Genomic DNA, 21,110 nt, shown 5'->3' with positions numbered 1-21,110 from the left:
AAGTCTATTTTTGTTGTTAACTCCAGCGCAATTGTAGGCTAATGGAGTTAGCTGACTTCCTCTCATCGCGCTTATGTCAGAAAAAAAAGGTATTCTGGTTCCTCTTATTCTGTTCGTAGTCATACTGGTTTATTATACTCTTGTTGGTATTTTCAGCCAGAACATACCCTATGCCGATGATCTCAGCCTGCTGGCCAGCTTATACGATCTATCCAATCAGGGTAGTGTGTCGGCAACGCTTTCTATCCTGTTTTCCTTTCACAATGAGCACCGGTTGCTGCTGCCCCGGTTAGCAACGATAGGACTGACAGCTTTAAACGGCGGTGTTATCGATTTTCGGTGGTGGGTCTGGCTGGGGAACGCATTTCTGCTCGTGCCGCTGGCTGTCTTTTATCAGGTCCTGGCCGGAAGAAAGATCTCGGCAGCCTATCTGGTACCCATTGCTCTGTTGCTATTCCAGCCGTTGCATACCGAGTTGGTGTACTGGGGTATGGCTTCGTTGCAGAATCTGGGCGTGCTGGCGCTGGCGGTTGTCACGCTGTATCTGGCAGCCGGACCTCTATCCTTTACCCGTTTAGCCCTGGTACTCGGTCTAACCCTGTTAAGCATGTTGACGGGGGCGAATGGTATGCTGCTCATTCCGGCTGTTGCCTTTGTCTGGCTGCTCCGGCGTCAGTACTGGCTGGTAGCGGGCTGGCTGATCATAGGCAGCCTGGCGATCGGGTTATACTGGTGGGGGTTCGACCCGGCCATACAGTCGGGTATCGGGGCTGAACAGGCATCGACCCTTTTCGAAAAGGCGCAGACGCTGCTAGGCCTGTTGGGAGCACTCGTAGAGTCTCAGCGGTACCAGGAAATTACGATGGCAACCGGGTTGCTGTTAGTACTTGCCTTTGGTATTCCAGCAGCACGTATAGTACAACGGGTATGGACCCAGTCCGTACCGTCGGCAGATCGGGGCGCGCTGTTTATGGTGGCTTTGGGGGGTTTTCTGCTGATGACCATGGCCGCCATTGCCGTGAGCCGTCAGCTGGATGCTGCTCTCTTCGTGACGCGTTACAAAATATACCCGTTGCTCCTGCTCATCTGCGTGTATCTGATGATGGTACTGACCAGCATGACACCTGCCCGCTGGATGTTACCCGCCTGCGTCGTCGTTGGCCTGGCCATAAACGTGATCGGTTACTGGCGGTCGCTGCCCAGGCTTGAAAAGCATCAGGCTTATATGAACGAGCAGCTGATAAACTGGGAACGTTATCATCGGGTTGACGCGCCAACGCCGTTTATGCGCCACTACTACCAGCAGCGCTGGACAGCTGCCCACCGGGAGGGCTTGTATCTGCCGCCCGCCATTCGATAAGTCAGGTTCGTTAGTGTACCCGCAGCTTTTGACCGGGGCGCAACCGCGACCGCGACGACAAGTGATTCTTACGTGTCAGTGCCGACACCGACATCCCGTATCGACTGGCAATCGAGCTGAGCGTTTCACCCGACCGGACGCGGTGAAGCACGGTTCGTTTGATGCGCGGCTTGAAGCTAGGCTCGGCCGATGACGAACGACCTCCCCGCAGATAATCCCAGACGTTTCGGGTGAGCAGGAAGTGATCGGAGTTGATCGTATTTTCGGGAAATGAGTAGATATTGAGCGGGCTGAAGGGATTTCCTTCATAACGCGTCTCGAAATGCAGGTGGGCTCCATAGCTGCGGCCGGTATTACCGCCCAGTCCCAGCTGGTCACCGGCTTTGATGAGTTGACCTGTTTCGACTGTCTGCTTGGACATGTGGCCATACAGCGTTTCGAGCCCGTTGTAGTGCCGAACCAGTACATACCGCCCGTAGCCGTTACCATCCCACCCAACGACCCGTACAATGCCGTCGAAGGCCGAGTAGACCGGGTCGCCGGTTTCCAGGTCGAGGTCGGCTCCGGTATGCCAGCGTCCCCAGCGGTAGCCAAAATTAGACGTCAGTTTGCCTTCGTTCAGCGGGGGCGACCAGAAGCGGTTGGCTGGCGGATCATAGAGCTTGATGTCGATGGCTTCGTCGAACTCCAGCGGATTAATGTTGTAGGGATCGATCGTGCGCGAATCCCATACGGCGTAATAATCGGCTATCTTGACCCATTCATTACCTACCAGCACCGAGTCGATAACTTCAACAACGCTGGTTTCTCCCTGATCGATCTGGCTGGTGTCTTCGCTGACGACCGGGTTTAGTGCTTTTTTAGGTTCAAACTGGTTGTTGAAGCGCAGTTGAGTGGTTTCCTGGTCATAGGGGTCGTCCGCTTTTCGAGGCTGCTCAACGACCGGCGCATTGGGGGAGGGTTGATTTCTTGGCGTAATCTTCAAGTTATTCTTGAATCGACCGCGTTCCTGGGCGGACGCCGTTACGGTCAGGCATAGGCATCCAATAGCCAAAAGCCACTGTGTAGCGGTTTTTTTCATCGTTCGGAAGGGGTAGGGTGTCGAATAAACCGGTTTATACAGAATCCTCTACCAGGCAGAGTGTTCTCTGCCTGGTAGAGGAGCCACGAACAGCATGGATTATAGACCTGTCAATTCGATACCCTGCCTCTTTTTAAGTTAATGAACAAGTTCCTGGTCCTGCATTTCCAGCGTGACAAGGTAACGTTCGGCATCCAGTGCGGCCATACAGCCTGTTCCCGCAGCGGTAACGGCCTGCCGGTAGATGTTGTCCTGAGCGTCACCACACGCAAAAACGCCGGGTATGTTGGTACGGGTACTCCCTTTCTCGGTCAGAATGTATCCACTCTCATCCAGATCCAGATAGTCCCGGAATATATCCGTGTTGGGTTTGTGACCGATGGCTACAAAGAAGCCGGTCACATCTAAAACGCGTTCTTCGCCCGATACCGTATTTTTCACCCGTACGCCCGATACTTCGTCGTCGCCCAGGATTTCTTCGGTTTCGGTATGGAACAGAATCTCAATATTGGGCGCCGTTTTTACCCGTTGCTGCATGAACTTGGAAGCCCGCATATCGCCCCGGCGGACGAGCATGTACACTTTGCGGCAAAGGTTAGCCAGGTAGCTGGCTTCTTCGGCCGCTGTATCGCCGGCCCCTACAATCGCTACGTCCTGCCCCCGGAAAAAAAAGCCGTCGCAGACCGCGCAGGCGGATACGCCCCGACCGTTTAGCCGCATTTCGGAGGGCAGGCCCAGCCACTTGGCCGATGCGCCGGTTGAAATGATGACCGAATCGGCCGTTAGTTCAAGCTTATCGTCGACGGTGATGCGGTGGGGCCGGCCGTGACCGGGTGTTTCCGAAAAATCCACGGCCGTGACCATACCGTATCGAATATCAGTACCAAACCGGCGTGCCTGCTTTTCGAGGTCCTGCATCATCTGCGGGCCTTCTACGCCATCTGGATAACCAGGAAAATTGTCGACTTCTGTCGTAATGGTCAGCTGGCCACCAGGCTGTCCACCCTGATAAAGGACGGGCTTCATGTTGGCGCGGGCTGCGTAAATGGCGGCTGTATAACCGGCGGGGCCGGAGCCTATAATCAGGCACTTAACGTGTTCGGGAGTCATTGCAAATGGGGCAATTCGTTGTCGGATAGCACTAGTGACCGTTCGATAAAAAACGAGTGTCAACAGGACAACATACGCAAAATTGAAAAAAATCCCGTAGAATGCAAAGTAAGGGGCGTCCGGTCCGTTAGGACTATAGATTTACCGCACCGATCGTCCGGGCCTGAATGGATCATAACACCCGCCATTCGATGCGTCGGTTGAGACGCCGGTTTTCGTCGTTCGTGTTGGGCGCCACCGGGCGTGTTTTTCCGTATCCTACGGCCCGAATGCGCCCCGGATCGATGCCTGCCTGGCTTAGGTACGTCACGACCGTCTGTGCCCGTTTCTGCGACAACGTCTGGTTGGCGGCTGCTTCGCCGGTATCGTCGGTATGGCCCGATATTTCAATACGGAGGGCCGGGTTCATTTTTAGAAATGCCGACAGCCGGTTCAGTTCGGTACGCGATTTATCGGCCAGGTCATACCGACCCGACTCGAAGAATAGGTTGTTCAATGTTTCTTTAGCGGTGGCTCCTGCTACCGCCGGCTCCAGGGGAACGGCCAGGGTCAGGCCATCGCCCCGCTCGCTTTTTTTCTGGGTAAAGTCGAACGAGAGGCTCTTAAACAGATAGCCGGGGGTGCTAACGTAGAGTGCATATTCACCACCGCTCGGCAGCACCGTTGTGTACTGTCCTGTTTGCGCATCGGCCTGTACCTGGGTGATAACCTGGTTGGTTTTCAGGTCGATCAGCTCGATGGTAGCGGCCAGGGGTTTCTTCGTTCTGGCGTCGGCAATAACCCCTTTTAGAATACTGACCGGCCTGACCCGTTCCCGCAGCGACTCGGGCAGATCGAACGCATACAGCCGGGACTTCTGGGATACGCCATCTTTCTGCTCTTCGTACGAGTAATAAGCTCGTTTGCCGGTTGCTGAGACAAAGAGAGAGGCCTGGTCTTCGGAGGTGTTGATGGGATACCCCAGGTTAGCCGGCGCTGACCAGCCCGATTGGTTACTGTCACTCACAAACAGATCGTAGCCCCCCAGGCCAATGTGCCCGTCGGAAGCGAAAAACAGGCTCTGACCATTGGGGTGAATAAAGGGTGAAGCTTCGTTCTGGGGCGTATTGATGGGGTCGCCCAGGTTGACAGGGTCGGCCCAATTGCCCAGCGAATCCCGATCGGCCCGCCAGATATCCCGACGACCTTTGCCGCCCGGCCGGTCCGACACGAAATACAGACGCCGTCCGTCGGCCGACAGGGCGGGCTGCGATTCGTAGAAACGGGTGTTGATCGTTGGGCCCAGGTTATCAGGGGTCGACCAGGTATCGCCGGTTTTCTGGCTAACGTACAGATCGCAACTGCCAAACCCTTTTCGCCCCTGACAGGCCGTAAAAACAATCAGTCGCCCATCGGCCGATAAACTGGCGGTGCCTTCGTTTTCGGGGGTATTGATGCCGGGCGACAGCGAGACGGGGGGCGTCCAGGTTTCGCCGTTGAAGGTGGCTACCATCAGATCTTCGTCTCCTTCGGGTTTGAGGGCTGTAAACACCAGTGTCTGCTCATCGGCCGTAAGGACCGGAAAATACTGCGAAGGGGTCGTCTGCAGGACTGGTGACAAGGGTTTGGGGTCGACCGTTTGCGGGCGTTGCAGGGCGTTCTGCCCAAACCGGGCGGTTTCGATCTGGCGTTCGATCCGTTTGGCCTGTACCGACTGGGGGGCAAATAAGGTCTGGTATTTTTCGAGATAGGGCAGTGCTTCGGCGTAGCGCCCCAGTCGAAGGAGTGTGTTGCTGAGCGATTGATAGGCTGCTCCCGAGGCCGGACTGTCGGGTTGCAGCCGAAGGGCGTTACGATAGGCCGCTATGGCCGGCTCGTACCGTTTGGTGAACTCATAGAGCTGCCCCAGTTTAATGTAGGCATCGGTAAAATTAGGGTTTTCTTTGATGGCCTGTTCCATGAACGGGATGGCTTCCGTAGCGCGCCGTTCGCCAAAAAGCTTGATCGATTGGTCGTAGAGCTGCCGGGCTTTGGTCGTCTGCCCGAAACCAGGGCTGGTCAGCAGGAGCAGGAAGCTAAACAGGCCGATGAGCGCGAGCAGCCCCCCGTACTCTCCATTCCGTTTACCTGTCAGGGAATATCCAGATACTTGTGTGTTTGTAATGAAAGCTGCCATTGCGGATGGTCTTTAACGTACTCAACGATGCGAGGTAGCATTTCATTGGAACGACTCCACTCGGTTTGTAAAAAGAGTTTACAATCGGGGCGCAGCGAGGGTACAAACGACTCGGCAAAGGCGAAATCAGACTGATTGTAGACAATGACTTTCAACTCATCGGCCCGTTCAAAAATGGCCGGGTTGGGCTTTTTGAACTTCTTGGGCGAAAAGCAGATCCAGTCCCACGAACCGGTAACGGCCTCACAGACGCCGGATGTTTCGATGTTGGTCCTGAAGCCGGCGGTCTGTAGCGCGCGGGTGAGTGGGGTCAGGTTGTGCATCAATGGTTCGCCACCCGTAATGACCGCCATTCGACCCGGATAGGCCAGGGCGCCGGTCACAATAGCATCGATGGTACGCTGCGGATGAGCGTTGACATCCCACGATTCTTTTACGTCGCACCAGTGACAGCCCACGTCGCAGCCACCCAGCCGGATAAAATAGGCCGCCCGCCCGGTATGCGCTCCCTCGCCCTGGAGCGTATAAAACGCTTCCATTACGGGTAATGATGACGTAAGTAAGTCTGTTGAAGGTTGTTGTTTCTGTTCCAAAAGCATACGACAAAGATACGGCTTTTGGCGCCTGGTTCGAGCCTCTGCCTGTTTTAGGACACGCCGACCCGCTTACAGATGGCGAAACTGGCCGGAGGCTTGTTCCAGATGGAGCTGGCTATTACTTTTGCGCCCATGATCTCCTCCCGGGCCGCCGTTCCTTATTTTCGACATCGTCGCCATCATCGCGGCTGATCGGTCCATATTCTACGACTGAATCGATCTGCCGATCCGTCGTTTTCCAGTACTTTTGCCGTTCATTTAACCAGGTGGTTCTGCGACGCGTCAATGCCTGCGGCCTGCCTACTCATCAGCGAATAACTCCCGGCCTTTACGGCCTGTTGTGATTCGTCATTCGTCAAATCCATTCATGGCTTCTTTATTACGCATTGCCCTTCAAAAATCCGGTCGGCTGAGCGAAGATTCGTACCAGCTTTTCAAAGAGTGCGGTATCCGGTTCGACTATGGCACCGGTAAACTCAAATCGGTATCCTCCAATTTTCCGGCCGAGTTCCTGTTTTTGCGGGACGACGATATTCCAGGCTACGTCGAAGATGGTGTGGCTGACCTCGGTATCGTTGGAGAGAACGTAGCGGTCGAGACGGGCCGCCCTGTCCAGACGGTACACAAGCTGGGCTTTTCAAAATGTCGGCTGAGTATTGCTATTCCGCGCGGTGTCGACTGGGCCGGTATTCAGGATTTGCAGGGTAAAAACATTGCCACGTCGTATCCGAACCTGCTGGGTACTTACCTGGCTGGCGAAGGGGTTCAGGCCGAGATTCACGAGATCAGCGGATCGGTCGAGATTGCACCCAGCATTGGACTGGCCGAAGCCGTCTGCGATATCGTCAGCTCAGGCAGCACATTGCTGAGCAATGGCCTCAAAGAAGTCGAAACCATTTTCCGGTCGGAAGCTATCCTGATTGCCCGCCCGGCCCTCGACGCCGACAAACAGGCGCTGGTCGACAAACTACTGTTTCGGATTAAATCGGTGCAGGCCGCCAAGAATAACAAGTACATTGTGCTGAACGCGCCTAACGACGCCCTCGACCAGATAACGGCGCTGCTGCCGGGCATGAAGAGTCCGACCGTAACACCCCTGGCTACGGAGGGCTGGAGCTCGGTTCATTCGGTCCTGAATGAAAACGAATTCTGGGAAAACATCGAAGCGATTCGGGCCGCCGGGGCGGAAGGGATTCTGGTTATCCCAATCGAGAAAATGATTTATTAACAGCGATGCAATCCGGTCGGTGGCGATGTGCTGTCGGCCCAGCGCATTTCTTCAGCCGTATTATCATGACAATTATTCCCTTTCCTGACCGGAGCGAATGGCCTGCGCTGCTGGCCCGACCGGTGCAATCGACCCAGCAGATTGAAGCGGCCGTCACCCCTATACTGGCCCAGGTACGCGCCGGAGGGGATGCGGCCCTGATCGAACTGGCTCAGCGATTTGATCGGTTAACGCTACAACCCGATCAGCTCGAGGTCAGCGCGGCCGAACTCGATGCCGCAGAAGACCAGTTGTCTGCCGAGTTGAAGGCCGCGATCCGGCAGGCGTATCAGAACATTCGGCTATTTCATGAAGCACAGAAACAACCCGTCGAAAAAATAGAAACGATGCCGGGCGTTACGTGCTGGCGCCGGAGTGTAGGCATCGAAAAGGTAGGCCTGTACATTCCGGGTGGCACGGCTCCTTTGTTCAGCACGGTTCTGATGCTGGGCGTGCCGGCTCAACTGGCCGGTTGCCGGGATGTCGTGCTCTGTACGCCCGGTAGCCATCCGGCCATTTATTATGCGGCCCGGCTGGTTGGGGTCACGCGCGTTTTCCGGATTGGCGGAGCACAGGCCGTTGCGGCCATGGCGTATGGGACCGAGACCGTTCCCCGGGTATACAAAATATTTGGTCCGGGTAACCAGTACGTGACGGCGGCCAAGATGCTGGTGGCCAAAGAAGGAATGGCTATCGATATGCCCGCGGGTCCCAGCGAGGTAGCCGTTTACGCCGATGATACCGCCGTGCCGTCATTTGTGGCGGCCGATCTGCTTTCACAGGCCGAGCACGGGGCTGACAGCCAGGTTCTGCTGGTTTCCACCAGTAAAAAACTAATTAGTAGCGTGAATCTGACCTTAGGGACGCAACTCGATAAGCTTCCCCGGCGCGACCTGGCCGCGCAGGCGCTCGAGAATAGTAAGGCCATCCTGGTCGACACGCAGGCCGATGCAATCGAGCTGCTGAATCACTACGCGGCCGAGCACCTGATCCTGAGTGTCAGCAACGCCGAGCAGGTAGCCGAACAGATTATCAACGCGGGGTCTATTTTTCTGGGCAACTACACCCCTGAATCGGCTGGCGACTACGCGTCAGGCACGAACCACACCTTACCTACCAACGGGTTTGCGCGGGCTTACAGTGGCGTATCGCTCGATAGCTTCGTCAAAAAGATTACGGTTCAGCACATCACCCCGGAAGGGCTTCAGCTGGTAGGACCAGTCGTTGAAGCAATGGCCGAAGCAGAATCGCTGGATGCACACAAACGCGCCGTCAGCCTGCGTTTAGCTAGTATCAACGAAGAAAGTCCGGTAAATTGACCGTCGGCATTAATGCCGACGCTAGTCATTGATAGAATGGGTTGGATTATCTCATTGAGCCAGGTCTATGAGTAGCAGCGGCATTGATGTTGTTGCGGTATACGGGATCACCGGGGATCGTCGGCATCAATGCCAACGCTAGTCATTGATAGAATGGGTTGGATTATCTCATTGAGCCAGGTCTATGAGTAGCAATGGCATTGATGCGTTGTTGCGGTATACGGGATCACCGGGGATCGTCGGCATCAATGCCGACGCTGTTCATTGTTGGAATTGGTTGGATTATCCCATTGAGCCAGGTCTATGAGTAGCAATGGCATTGATGCCGTTGCGGTATACGGGATCACCGGGGATCGTCGGCATCAATGCCAACGCTAGTCATTGATAGAATGGGTTGGATTATCTCATTGAGCCAGGTCTATGAGTAGCAGCGGCATTGATGCCGTTGCATGTATATATCTATAACACCGCCTTGGTCTGCCGGTAGAATTAACACAATTCTGTCTATAAAATGAAAACGCTTTCCGACCTGCTCCTGCTCGGCGACCCGCGGTTGTATCAGAACTGCGACCCGGTCGGGAAAGAAGAGCTACCTCTGGTGTCAGGATGGGTGGCGGACCTGCATGCCGTGATGGAAGCGATTCGGGCCCGCTATCAATTTGGGCGGGGTATTGCCGCACCCCAGTTAGGCATAATGAAACGGCTGTTTTATCTGAACATCGACCGGCCCATAGTTGTGATCAACCCCGAGCTGGTAGACGTAAGCCCCGAGCTGGATGAACTCTGGGATGACTGTATGAGCTTTCCAAATCTACTGGTCAAGGTTAGGCGTCACAAAACGCTGACGCTTGCCTATCGGGACGAACACTGGCGGGAGCAGGTATGGACAGTAACGGACTGGTCCCTGGCCGAATTAATTCAGCATGAGTATGACCATCTAAACGGTGTGTTGTGTACGATGCGGGCCGTGGATGAGCAATCGTTCCGATGGAGACCCACACCTACGGACTAAAGGCCTATGGATTTGACAACGAAGAATATAGCCCGGTAAGTAAACAAGAGGTTACGGATGGCTCGAAAATAAATGCAAAAAGTTGGGTTTGGTAGCATACCAGAGCGGTAGAACTACCGTTTAATCAACAAATCCAACTATATATTTTATGAAGTTTTCCTACCTCTTCGCTACGGCAGTCATAGTTATGGCTACAGCAGCGTGTCAGTCCGATCGGGAGTCGGAGCAGGTGCCGGCTCCTGTATCGTCTTCAGTCTATGCCGAAATAAACACGGGAGAAACCACCGTCCCTGCCCCGGATCTGGCCGGGGCTCGTGCTGCAGCCGCCAGCTCTGCCCAGCAGCAGGAAGTCCTGACGTACATCAACGTGGCTCGCTCCAAACCTTGCCAGTGCGGCACCACAACGTACCCCGCTGTGCCTGCTCTTACCCTGGATAGCCAGCTAAATTCAGCTTCGGACAAGCATGCGCTGGACATGGCTACCTACAACTATTTCAGCCATACCGGACGCGACGGCTCGCAACCCTGGGATCGGATGACCCGGGAGGGATACATATGGCGGGCCGCCGGCGAAAATATTGCGGCTGGTTATAGCACCACCCGGGCGGTAGTCGATGGCTGGCTGAAGTCGCCGGGCCACTGCCGCAATATTATGAGTGCCAACTTCAAACAGGTAGGGGTGGGGTATGCTTATTCAGCGACCAGTACTTACCGCCACTATTGGGTCACTGATTTCGGTACCCGCAGGTAGTACCCACCAACGAAACCTATCCGTGTCCGGAGGCTGCGGATACGGATAGGTTTGGCCAAACAGATAACCGAATTCTTCTACAGGAATAATTTGTATTGCCAGCACTACAGGTAATGCGCGTCATACAGACGCCGAATCTTATCACGGGTGCGTTTCAGGCGCATTTTTACCGCGCTGTCTTTCAACGCCAGCTGGTCTGCAATGGAACGGATATCCAGCCCTTCCTCGTACTTAAGCCGAAGCATCTGGGTCTCCTGGGGCGAAATGGTGCCCATCACCTGAGCCAGCTGCTGAAATTGGGTTTCGATCAGTTCGTGATCCGAACTGTCTGCCAGTTGATGCTCATCGTCATCGTTCAGTGCAACGGTTACCGTGCGATGGGCGTACCGAAGCTGGTCCATGCAGTAGTTGTAGGAGATGGAGTACAGCCAGGTTGAAAAGGTAGAGTGCTCGCGGAAATTACCGAGGTTTCCGTACACGCGCAGGAAGATGTCGTGGGTGAAATCTTCAGCCTTGGTAGAGTCTTTGATCAGCGAAAGACACCGGCGGTACACCTTGCTGACGTACCGATTGTAAAGGGTTTCGAAATAATTGTTCTGCTGGGTATGCAGATACATACGGATAAGTTCTTCATCTTTTAGATGTTGGTGTTTAGCCATGACAAATAAAGTATATTGAGAATAAGGTTAGCAGTAAGCGCATTAAGTGATCGTTGTGAGCTAATCAGATACAGAATCGACCTTAGACAATTACTATACCTAACACCACTTTTATTCACTGTCAGTACGCTTATGCACAGAAAAGTAGCCGTTTTAAGTAAAACTTTAGATACTCTAAGGATAGATTAGACTAAAGATTTATTATTCGGTTAGTCTATAAAATAGCTTACAAACGAAAAGGAAAGTTAACGTCCGAGTTGAGATTCTTTTCGGATTCCGACGTAAAATCCGAGGCTATTGTAGTAAAGATTGCCCGTATCAAGGGCTACCGCCATCGAAGCGGTCACGCCGTTAAGAATGTAGAGCGGGGCCGACATGGTCAGCGCCGACGAAAACTGACGCACCGTCTGGGCAAAGGGTTTTTCGTAGGTACCCTTATTGGCACTGTAGGACGCCTTCACCTGAAACTGAAAGAAATCCAGCACCTGCCCCGACAGACCGATGTGCATGACGGATACCCGGTTGTTGTTGGTGAACCCGTACAGGGGCAGGCCAGTGCGGCCATCTCCCGAGGGAGTGATGAAGGGCGTGCCAATGGTCAGCCCGTAGCGCGACCAGCCGTCCTGGTACTGAGAGTGGTTGAAGTAGTTGTCCCGGCCGCGCTGGGATGGGTTATTGCTGAATACCGCGCCCCCCTGATTTTGTGTATACAAATATTCGAGCAACAGGTCCTGAATCTGGAGGCCGTCGGGATTCAGGGGCCGTCGGTTGCGGATGCGGAGGCCGTGTAACCCATCGCGAATGTTGATCAGGTAAAACAAAGACCCGTCTTCGTATATGCTCTGGCGATACGCAAAGACCGAAAAAGAACGAGCTGTGTACTCGAACCCCACATCTACCGTGCCGAGGTGGTTGCCAATCCGGTTTTCGCGATCAAACTGGCTTACCCGATTGGTGTCAACATTGGTGCGGGCGCCCAGGGTACTTCCCATCACGGCGTCGAGATAGTCACTGAAGGTAGCGGGCAACTGCTGGTTTTTGACCATAGTGCCTGGCAGTCGCTCGGTATTCCCGCCCCACATGACCTGGTGGTTGAAGCCGCCGTACAGTTTAAGTCGCCAGCTGGGTTTACCCAAACGCAGGTAGAGCGCTTTCTGGTGCAACATGGCATTTTTGACGAAGCGATCGTTCTCGAACCAGCCATGATTATAAAAACCTTTCAGGCTGATCAGCCCGCGTCGGGGGGTGAACTCCGGAATGCCAAACTGTAGGCTCAACGGCGGTAGCGCGTTGCCCGAAACCGCATAGGAGCCTGACGAAAGAGTCGAATCTGCCAGTCCACTCGTTGTGCGCCGACGACCACTCCAGATCTCAAACGCACCTAGTTTAACCTTGACATACGCTTCGGGAATCAGCAGTTTGTAGGCATACCCAGCGTTGAAGACAGCCTGAAGACCCCAGCCCCAGTCGATCCGTTTGTTGACCGAACGGAGGCTATCCCACTTGCTGCCGGGCTGCCGGTCATAATCGACCCGCAGCGTTTGCCGGACGGTCATGATGGCATGTTCGCGCGGAACAATACCGAACTGGTTGGCCCGTAACCAGAAGGGGGTAAGCCCGGAGGTTGAAAAATAGCTTCCGGCCTCAGTATCTAACTGGAGCGGCTTGGTAAACTGACCTGAGCAGTTGGCAAGCCCCAGTAGAAAGCAGACAAGTAAGCGTAGAAACGAAGTCATCATCGGTAGGCCTGTTCAGTTGAGTCGCGGGGAGCTTCCCAGGGTCACATCCGGTGAAAAACCTGTTGCTAAAATCATGCCCAACCACAATTATTGCCGATCGGGGGCTTCAGGTGCCTAAACCCACGTACTGGTAGCCCTCAATTAGAGCGGCCTCAGTGCGGCATTTTTTCGGAACCCGTCAATATTAACTTACCTTTGCGGGACAAATTGCTGATCGGCCCCTGTGCAGCGAACACCTGCCGATGGGCGACTGTGGTTGATTTAACCGTATTTATTAAGGTAAACCAACAGAGTACGGCACTTCGTGTTATACGTATGGTTGGTATTACTACTCTGAAGCACTACGACACAACTAGAAAAGATGGTTCCTAACGACGAACTCATACGCATTATCGACTTACTCAACACCACGTATGAAAGCGAGGAGGCCTGGCATGGCCCGTCGGTGGTGGAGGCCCTGCGGGAAGTAACCCCCGACATGGCCGGGCGACGGATTAGCCCTAATACACATACCATTGCCGAACTGGTTTTTCACATGACAAGCTGGCGGATTTTCTGCGTCAAGAAGATGCAGGGCGATGCGACGTTTGACATAACCACACCGGAGAAAAATTTTGGTGCCCTCCCCGATAAAATCGATGATTTTGAGTGGGAAGCGCTCGAAATGGAACTCAGCCTGAGTCAGGAGGAGCTGATCAACGAACTCGACAAACGGGACGATGACGAGTTTCTGGAAGACATTGTGCCGGGGCGTGACTACACTTATTACGATATGCTCCACGGTATAATCAACCATGACCTGTATCATACGGGGCAGATCATGATTCTCAAGAAAGCACTGGCATTCAACCGGGCCGGATCGCGCTACGAAGACGACGAAGACCAATACGGATCGCCCTTCGGCAGCAGCTCTGAGCACGACGATTTTTATTAATAAAACCCGCCGGGTTGTCAGCTGATCCTGCCCGCAGGATCAGCTGACAACCCGGCTTTTTTATGATTGCGCCTTGAACTACTGGCTCGTAAAATCAGAACCGGATGCGTACGGATGGCACCATTTTATTGCACAGGGACGTGCCATCTGGGACGGTGTTCGCAACTACCAGGCTCGCAACAACCTGAAGGCGATGCGGGTTGGCGATCCCGTCCTGTTTTATCATAGTGTCACCAAACCCGCCGTAGTTGGTCTGGCTACGGTTGTCCGCGAAGCCTATCCCGACCCGACGGTTGCCGATGATCCGGCGCAAACTAAATTTGGGTGGGTGGTCGTCGAACTGGAGCCCGTTTTGCCGTTTACAAGCCCCGTTTCGCTGGCCCAGATCAGGCAGGAGCCCTTGCTGACCAACATCGCGCTGATCAGGCAATCCCGCCTGTCGGTGATGCCTATTCGGTTCGATGAATACGAGCTTATTCTCGCCCTGGGCCAGCAGAGCCTGGCCCAGTAACGGGGCTGCCCGCTTCATCGTTTTCCGTTCACTTCTTTCGTATGCAACTCATTACTCCTGCGCCCTGGTCGTCGTATGAACTGATCGACTCCGGCGATTTTTATAAGCTGGAACGGTTTGGGGACTTCGTGCTGGCCCGGCCCGAACCCCAGGCTATCTGGGATAAGTCGTTGAGTGACGACGAGTGGGAACGGCGTGCCCATGCCATTTTCCGGCGTGACCGGCAATCTCCCGAACGGGGCGACTGGCAAACTACGCCCGATATGCGCGACCCCTGGTTCGTAACGTTTCAGCAGAGTGGCCTCAACCTTAAGTTTAAGCTGGCCCTGACAACGTTTAAACACGTGGGTCTTTTCCCCGAACAGGCAGATAACTGGGCGTATCTCCACCGGGCCATTCAAAGCATGGATACAGAGCGGCCCAAGGTGCTGAACCTGTTTGCGTACACCGGCGGGGCTTCGCTGGCGGCCCGGCAGGCCGGCGCCGACGTGACCCACGTAGATGCGGTTAAGCCTATTATCAGCTGGGCGAGGGAAAATATGGACCATAGCGAACTCGATAATATCCGGTGGGTGGTCGATGATGCGGTAAAGTTTGTTCGTCGGGAAGGGCGCCGGGGAAATCGGTACAACGGCATCATCCTGGATCCGCCGGCCTACGGGCGCGGCCCCGATGGGGAGAAATGGGTGCTGGAAGAACACCTTAACGACCTGCTCAAAGCCTGTGCCGACCTGCTCGACCGGGATAATTTTTTCTTCATTATTAACCTGTACTCGCTGGGGTTCTCCTCGCTGATTCTCGACAACCTGATGCGGCAAACGTTTGGGGAGGTACCCAATGCAGAATGGGGGGAGCTATTCATGGATGATACGTACCAAAAACGGCTGCCACTGGGCGTATTCTACCGATTTGCGTCCGTACCTTTGTCGGCAGGCGTTACCGCCGGGCTTGACTGAGCCATTCCGGTGAAAAAACAAAGCATCATATCCCCGCAACAACAACCAATCAACTGGCTGCTAAACCGGCTGGGCGCAGGGCGTTTGTGGGGTAACGGCTGGGCCAGTACAAGTCTGGCCGTTCTGCTCGTCGGTATCCTGTTGGGCGGCTGTGGCAGCGACAACCGGCAAGCGGCCCGTATTCCTGATTTTCCCAAGCCCGACGATAGCAGCCGGGTAGAGGGGGCGCTGCGGGCACTGACGCGGGCCATCAATGCCTCATCACCAGCCTCGGCCTACGCCAAGCGGGCGGTGGTCCTGCTGGCACTCGGCCGGGTGAACGATGCGCTGGCCGATATCAATGAAGCCATCGAGCGGAACAACAATGCGGGCGTTTACTACCTGACCCGGGCTAAAGTGCTGCGGGAACTGCAAAAGCCGGCCAACGCACTGGACGATGCGCAGCGGGCTGAAATTCTCGGGGTCAACACACCAGAGCTGTACACGCTGCAGGGGGATTTACTCCAGCAGCAGAGTCAGTACGATAAAGCCCGGCTCTACATCGCCAAAGCCCTGCAGATGGCTCCCTACGATGGCGAAGCGTATTTCTTCAACGGCCTGATGGCGGCCAAGCAGGGCGACACGGCGCAGGCCCTGGCGTTGTATCAGCAATCGCTACGTCTGAAACCCCGGTACCTGGAAACCTATAATCAGCTGGCGTCTATCTACCGGACGCTCGGCAATCTGGACGCTGCGCTGACCTATAGCGGACAGGCTATCCGGTACTTCCCCAACAACGCCCGCCTTCAGTACGGTCGGGGCCTCATCTACCATACGGCCAACCGACCCGATAGCGCGCTGGCCTGCTATTTGCAGACCATCAAATTGCAGCCTGCCTATTATCAGGCTTATTTTCAGGTGGGTCTCATCAATCAGAAGTATCGGAATCATTACGCGGCCCTGGCCAACTACCAGAAAGTTCAGCAGCTGAGGCCGCAGTTTCCGCGCATCGACACCTACATCGGGTACTGTCACGAGCAGATGGGGCAATATGAACAGGCGGTTGCGGCTTATACCAAGGCCACCCGGCAAAATCCGGCAGACCGGCAGGCTGCAGCCGGGTTGTGGCGGTCGCAGCGACGCCAGTATGCCGGATCGTACAACCCGCTATTTTTGCCGAATTCACCAACCGAGCCGGTAACCGTAGAACAGAAGCGAACGGAACTGGATACCAGCCGGGTCCGGATCTCGACGATCCAGCCGAAAGCCAGGGTATCAGTCAGTGAAAGCGACTCGCTCCGGCGGGCCGTCAAGCCCATTGGCCAGAATTGATACATGCTGTTTGGGCCACGCGGCTGTGCTGACTTTATCGTGGGCAGCAGATCAGCTGACGGGGTGACGGACAAACTTAGCATAGAATACGTTACATGAATAAAGTAAGTAGCCTACAGTTGTAGGTAGGCTGCGGGTACCATCTATAAACCAATTCAATCCAATGATTGCGCAGGACGAACAAATCCGCGTGACGCTGCCCGATGGGAGCGTACGGCAATACCCGAAAGGCTCGACCGGGCTGGATATTGCCACCCAGATCAGCGAAGGGCTGGCCCGCAATGTGCTGGCTGCCAAAGTAAACGGTAAGGTACAGGACGCGACCCAGCCCATCAACGAAGATGCCAGCGTGCAGCTGCTGACCTGGAACGATGCCGAAGGAAAAGCCACCTTCTGGCACTCATCGGCCCACCTGCTGGCCGAAGCCCTGGAAAGCCTGTACCCCGGCGTGAAATTCGGGATCGGCCCGGCGGTAGAAACCGGCTTCTATTACGACGTTGACCTCAACGGACAGCCCTTCTCGCAGGAGGACTTCAAAAAAGTTGAGGACAAGATGCTGGAACTAGCCCGCCAGAAGCAGGATTACATCCGCAAGCCGATGAGCAAGGCCGATGCCATTGCCTACTTTGAAGAAAAAGGAGACCCGTACAAGCTCGACCTGCTCGAAGGACTCGACGACGGTACGATCACGTTCTATACACAAGGTCAGTTTACGGACCTCTGCCGGGGGCCGCATATTCCGAACACCGGGTTCATCAAGGCCGCCAAGCTGATGAATGTGGCTGGCGCTTACTGGCGCGGCAACGAGAAAAATAAGCAGCTGACCCGTATTTACGCCGTTACCTATCCCAAACAGAAAGAACTCGACGAGTATCTGCATCTGCTGGAGGAAGCTAAAAAACGGGACCACCGTAAGCTGGGCAAAGAGCTTGACCTGTTCGCGTTTTCGGAGCGGGTAGGGGCGGGCTTACCCCTGTGGCTGCCCAAGGGTACGATGCTGCGTGAGCGGCTCGAAAATTTCCTGCGCAAAGCCCAGATCCGCGCTGGTTACCAGCAGGTGGTTACGCCCCATATCGGCAGCAAGCAACTGTACGTGACCTCGGGCCACTGGGATAAGTACGGGGAAGATTCATTTCAGCCCATCAAGACGCCCGATCCGAATGAGGAGTTCCTGCTGAAGCCCATGAACTGCCCGCACCACTGCGAGATCTATAAAACCCGTCCGCGCTCTTACCGTGACCTGCCCCTGCGGCTGGCCGAGTTCGGTACGGTTTATCGTTACGAACAGTCGGGTGAGTTGCACGGGTTGACCCGCGTACGGGGCTTCACCCAGGATGATGCGCATATTTTCTGTCGCCCCGATCAGGTGAAAGACGAGTTTATGAAAGTAATTGACCTGGTTCTGTACGTGTTCAAGTCGCTTGGCTTCTCCGACTACAGCGCCCAGGTTTCGTTGCGCGATCCGGAGAACAAGGCCAAATACATCGGTTCGGACGACCTCTGGGAGCGGGCCGAATCGGCCATTATCGAGGCCGCAGCCGAGAAAGGACTGCGGACCGTTACCGAGTTGGGTGAAGCCGCTTTCTACGGTCCTAAACTTGATTTTATGGTTCGCGACGCCCTGGGCCGGCGGTGGCAGCTGGGTACCATTCAGGTCGATTACAACCTGCCGAATCGGTTTGAGCTCGAATACATCGGTGCCGACAACCAGAAACACCGGCCCGTTATGATTCACCGGGCGCCGTTCGGATCGATGGAGCGGTTCATTGCCATCCTGATCGAGAACACAGGCGGTAACTTTCCGCTCTGGCTTTCGCCCGATCAGATCGCCATTCTGCCGATATCCGAGAAGTACGAAGATTACGCCAACGACCTGTATTTCACCCTCCAGGAACACGATATCCGGGGCTTCGTAGATCTGCGCGATGAAAAGATTGGCCGTAAAATCCGCGATGCAGAAGTGAACAAGGTGCCGTTTATGCTCGTTGTAGGCGAGAAGGAAGCTGCCGAAGGAAAAGTATCGGTCCGGCGGAAAGGCCAGGGCGATCTGGGAAGCATGAGCATAGCCGAGTTTGTAGAAACCTTCCAGCAGGAAGTGAAGGTCTAAATACACAGACCGGGTATGATGGCTGACAGGATGGTTACCTTTCTGTTAGTTATCATACCCGGTAGTATAAAAACTATTTACCTGGCTTCGGTAAGCGAAGTAAACTTGCGTAGCACCCGTATTTTCAATACTTTCCCGAACTTTTTGGTAGCGCGTACGTTATCCAAGCGATTTCAAAGTCACACTAAACACAATATATGGCATTACCCCAACGCAGACCACCCCGTCGCGTGGTTGAAGAACCCTACAAAGTCAATGAGCGCATACTGGCCCGCGAAGTGCGGGTGGTCGGTGAAAATGTAGAGCAGGGAATCTACGATATTAATAAGGCGCAGGCGATGGCTAAAGCCCAGAACCTCGATCTGGTCGAGGTATCTCCCAACGCTGTTCCGCCCGTTTGCCGTATTGTCGACTACTCCAAGTTCAAATACGAGCAAAAGAAAAAACAGAAGGAAATCAAGGCGAATGCTACCAAGGTCGTGATCAAAGAGATACGGTTCGGCCCGAATACAGACGACCACGATTTTGAATTTAAACTCAAACACGCCATCAACTTCCTGAAAGAAGGCGCCAAGGTGAAAGCCTATGTGCAGTTTGTAGGCCGGGCCATTGTATTCAAGGACCGCGGTTTTCAGCTGCTGGAGCGTTTCTCGAAAGGACTGGAGGAGTACGGTAAGGTAGAAGCCGAGCCCAAGCTCGAAGGAAAACGCATGAGCATGTTCCTGGCTCCCAAAACGGTAGTTCCGAAGAAATAAACGGATTCAGTTTTCAGAACAGACCCCCACCCGGTACGCTGTCAATACGGCTTTGCGAGTGGAAGGTATAGACTGAAAACTGAATTTTTTTTGTACCTTTGCGGCCTGTTTACTTATTTTTTTCTCTACTAAGCGGTTTACGACAATGCCAAAAGTAAAAACCAACTCAGGTGCCAAGAAGCGGTTCAAGCTGACCGGTACCGGGAAAATCAAGCGGAAGCATGCCTTCCACAGTCACATTCTGACGAAAAAAACCACCAAGCAAAAGCGTAATCTGGTACATGATACGCTGGTGTTCCCCGCCGACGAGCGTCGCATCAAAGCGCTGCTGAACGTCTAAGGACAAAAAGGATGCAGGTGCATCCTGGTTTCACGTTTCACCCGATGCCCGGCTTATAAAGTGAAGGCGTATTGATCGATACAGTACTTCCGCCGGTCGTCAAAAAACAAAAAAATTATGCCACGTTCCGTCAATCACGTTGCCTCACGGGCGCGTCGGAAAAAAGTAATGAAGCTGGCCAAAGGCTATTTTGGTCGGCGTAAAAATGTTTGGACGGTAGCTAAAAACGCCGTTGAAAAAGGATTAGGGTATGCCTACCGCGACCGTCGTGCCAAGAAGCGCGATTTCCGTAGCCTGTGGATTCAGCGGATCAACGCTGGCGCCCGCATCAACGGGATGTCGTACTCAGCCCTGATGGGTGCCCTCAATAAATCAGGCATCGAACTCAACCGGAAGGTACTGGCCGATCTGGCTATGAACCACCCCGAAGCGTTCGCTGCTGTTGTAGAGCAAGTAAAGTAAACAGACCTGAAGAAAACGAAACCCCGGTGATGAGCCGGGGTTTCGTCGTTTATAGCCTGTCGGTTCGGTGCGCGTTCATGACCGGTTGCAGGCTTAAACTGCCTGTAAACTCTAGGTCTGAACGATTTTGGTATGGATACCGGTTCGCTGGCCTGAGGGCTCCCGGCCCAGGAAATAAACGTCCATTTCCATCTCACCTACGTAAAAAACCTGACAGACCGTTAGCTCACGTTCCAGAAACTGACGCAGCTGCTGAAAGCGGGCCGTCCGGGCTTTTTCGTCATCGGTATACCAGTCCTGCTCCGTAACTACGGGAGCCCAGAAGTCGGCTGCCGGCCGCTCCTCAACATAAACGGCTGGCGGCAGCATTTGCCAGTCTTTGATCTGGCTGACCGTTAAGGGCGTTTCCTGCTTCAGGTAGCAGGAAACCGGCTCGATAGGCTCATCGGATTCGCTGGGGTAAAACAAGTCAGTGATCAGTGGGGGCAGCGCCTGCTCTACGGTTGTTTTATCGGCAGATGCGTCGTTACGTTCGGGGGTGTTGTTCGTCATAGATGGGCTTTTGGTACTTTAGCAGAACCATCGGGCAAAAGTATAACACGTTGACGAAGTAAGGTAGCCGGTGTTTCGGATCAGGCCGATAAAAAACTGTTCGGCTCCTTTTGAGTTCAACCCAATAAACACT

Annotated in this window: 20 protein-coding genes; 13 read left to right on the top strand and 7 right to left on the bottom strand. The window is 54.4% G+C overall.

Translation table 11 applies throughout. The annotated features are described in order from the left end of the window. Nucleotides 1-73 precede the first annotated feature (73 nt). Complete coding sequence (locus B1C80_RS10125; RefSeq protein ID WP_077920976.1) at nucleotides 74-1,360, top strand: hypothetical protein; 1,287 nt, start codon at nucleotides 74-76, stop codon at nucleotides 1,358-1,360. A gap of 10 nt (nucleotides 1,361-1,370) precedes the next feature. Here B1C80_RS10125 and B1C80_RS10120 read toward each other — a convergent pair whose 3' ends face one another. From B1C80_RS10120 to B1C80_RS10105, 4 genes are all read right to left on the bottom strand, one after another. Further along, entirely contained in the window at nucleotides 1,371-2,441 is a 1,071-nt protein-coding gene (locus tag B1C80_RS10120) for a peptidoglycan DD-metalloendopeptidase family protein (protein WP_077920975.1), read from the bottom strand. 138 nt (nucleotides 2,442-2,579) lie between these two features. Then, nucleotides 2,580-3,551 carry a thioredoxin-disulfide reductase gene (gene trxB / locus B1C80_RS10115; protein ID WP_077920974.1) on the bottom strand — a complete coding sequence of 324 codons (972 nt, stop codon included), beginning with the start codon at nucleotides 3,549-3,551 and terminating at the stop codon, nucleotides 2,580-2,582. A 172-nt stretch (nucleotides 3,552-3,723) separates the two neighbouring features. Further along, nucleotides 3,724-5,706 carry an OmpA family protein gene (locus tag B1C80_RS10110; protein WP_077920973.1) on the bottom strand — a complete coding sequence of 661 codons (1,983 nt, stop codon included), beginning with the start codon at nucleotides 5,704-5,706 and terminating at the stop codon, nucleotides 3,724-3,726. Continuing rightward, complete coding sequence (locus tag B1C80_RS10105) at nucleotides 5,661-6,305, bottom strand: 7-carboxy-7-deazaguanine synthase QueE (protein WP_077920972.1); 645 nt, start codon at nucleotides 6,303-6,305, stop codon at nucleotides 5,661-5,663. The genes B1C80_RS10110 and B1C80_RS10105 overlap by 46 nt, the downstream gene beginning before the upstream one ends. Nucleotides 6,306-6,669: 364 nt before the next feature. Here B1C80_RS10105 and hisG point away from each other — a divergent pair, with 364 nt between their 5' ends. The 4 genes from hisG (at nucleotide 6,670) to B1C80_RS10085 (ending at nucleotide 10,651) form a co-directional block, all read left to right on the top strand. Beyond that, complete coding sequence (hisG, locus tag B1C80_RS10100) at nucleotides 6,670-7,530, top strand: ATP phosphoribosyltransferase (protein ID WP_077920971.1); 861 nt, start codon at nucleotides 6,670-6,672, stop codon at nucleotides 7,528-7,530. A 65-nt stretch (nucleotides 7,531-7,595) separates the two neighbouring features. Continuing rightward, a complete protein-coding gene (hisD, locus tag B1C80_RS10095) occupies nucleotides 7,596-8,888 on the top strand; it encodes a histidinol dehydrogenase (RefSeq protein WP_077920970.1) in 1,293 nt (430 codons plus the stop codon). A gap of 511 nt (nucleotides 8,889-9,399) precedes the next feature. Continuing rightward, on the top strand, nucleotides 9,400-9,900 hold the full coding sequence (locus B1C80_RS10090; protein ID WP_077920969.1) for a peptide deformylase: 501 nt from the start codon (nucleotides 9,400-9,402) through the stop codon (nucleotides 9,898-9,900). 148 nt (nucleotides 9,901-10,048) lie between these two features. Continuing rightward, nucleotides 10,049-10,651, top strand: a complete 603-nt coding sequence (locus tag B1C80_RS10085) for a CAP domain-containing protein (protein ID WP_077920968.1) — start codon at nucleotides 10,049-10,051, stop codon at nucleotides 10,649-10,651. A 104-nt stretch (nucleotides 10,652-10,755) separates the two neighbouring features. On the opposite strand, the gene B1C80_RS10080 is transcribed toward B1C80_RS10085, so the two are convergent. Further along, a complete protein-coding gene (locus B1C80_RS10080; protein ID WP_077920967.1) occupies nucleotides 10,756-11,310 on the bottom strand; it encodes an RNA polymerase sigma factor in 555 nt (184 codons plus the stop codon). 245 nt (nucleotides 11,311-11,555) lie between these two features. Then, on the bottom strand, nucleotides 11,556-13,049 hold the full coding sequence (locus B1C80_RS10075) for a capsule assembly Wzi family protein (protein ID WP_201723562.1): 1,494 nt from the start codon (nucleotides 13,047-13,049) through the stop codon (nucleotides 11,556-11,558). 361 nt (nucleotides 13,050-13,410) lie between these two features. On the opposite strand from B1C80_RS10075, the gene B1C80_RS10070 reads away from it, so the two are divergent. From B1C80_RS10070 to rplT, 8 genes are all read left to right on the top strand, one after another. Continuing rightward, entirely contained in the window at nucleotides 13,411-13,983 is a 573-nt protein-coding gene (locus B1C80_RS10070) for a DinB family protein (protein ID WP_077920966.1), read from the top strand. A 73-nt stretch (nucleotides 13,984-14,056) separates the two neighbouring features. Beyond that, entirely contained in the window at nucleotides 14,057-14,494 is a 438-nt protein-coding gene (locus B1C80_RS10065) for an EVE domain-containing protein (RefSeq protein ID WP_077920965.1), read from the top strand. Nucleotides 14,495-14,535: 41 nt separating this feature from the next. Beyond that, entirely contained in the window at nucleotides 14,536-15,450 is a 915-nt protein-coding gene (locus tag B1C80_RS10060; RefSeq protein ID WP_077920964.1) for a class I SAM-dependent methyltransferase, read from the top strand. A 9-nt stretch (nucleotides 15,451-15,459) separates the two neighbouring features. Further along, nucleotides 15,460-16,761 (top strand): tetratricopeptide repeat protein, encoded by a 1,302-nt coding sequence (locus B1C80_RS10055; protein WP_369822687.1) that lies wholly within the window; start codon nucleotides 15,460-15,462, stop codon nucleotides 16,759-16,761. A 163-nt stretch (nucleotides 16,762-16,924) separates the two neighbouring features. Continuing rightward, a complete protein-coding gene (gene thrS / locus B1C80_RS10050; protein WP_077920963.1) occupies nucleotides 16,925-18,868 on the top strand; it encodes a threonine--tRNA ligase in 1,944 nt (647 codons plus the stop codon). 197 nt (nucleotides 18,869-19,065) lie between these two features. Beyond that, a complete protein-coding gene (infC, locus tag B1C80_RS10045) occupies nucleotides 19,066-19,623 on the top strand; it encodes a translation initiation factor IF-3 (protein ID WP_077920962.1) in 558 nt (185 codons plus the stop codon). A 145-nt stretch (nucleotides 19,624-19,768) separates the two neighbouring features. Next, nucleotides 19,769-19,963 (top strand): 50S ribosomal protein L35, encoded by a 195-nt coding sequence (gene rpmI, locus B1C80_RS10040; RefSeq protein WP_077920961.1) that lies wholly within the window; start codon nucleotides 19,769-19,771, stop codon nucleotides 19,961-19,963. 117 nt (nucleotides 19,964-20,080) lie between these two features. After that, nucleotides 20,081-20,425 (top strand): 50S ribosomal protein L20, encoded by a 345-nt coding sequence (gene rplT, locus B1C80_RS10035; RefSeq protein WP_077920960.1) that lies wholly within the window; start codon nucleotides 20,081-20,083, stop codon nucleotides 20,423-20,425. A 111-nt stretch (nucleotides 20,426-20,536) separates the two neighbouring features. On the opposite strand, the gene B1C80_RS10030 is transcribed toward rplT, so the two are convergent. Next, on the bottom strand, nucleotides 20,537-20,977 hold the full coding sequence (locus B1C80_RS10030; protein ID WP_077920959.1) for a nuclease A inhibitor family protein: 441 nt from the start codon (nucleotides 20,975-20,977) through the stop codon (nucleotides 20,537-20,539). Nucleotides 20,978-21,110: the final 133 nt, after the last annotated feature.

This window comes from Spirosoma sp. 209 (assembly GCF_002006735.1).
Taxonomy (GTDB): domain Bacteria; phylum Bacteroidota; class Bacteroidia; order Cytophagales; family Spirosomataceae; genus Spirosoma; species Spirosoma sordidisoli.
Note: the sequence above shows the minus strand (reverse complement) of the source record. Positions and strands in the feature narration are given on the sequence as shown.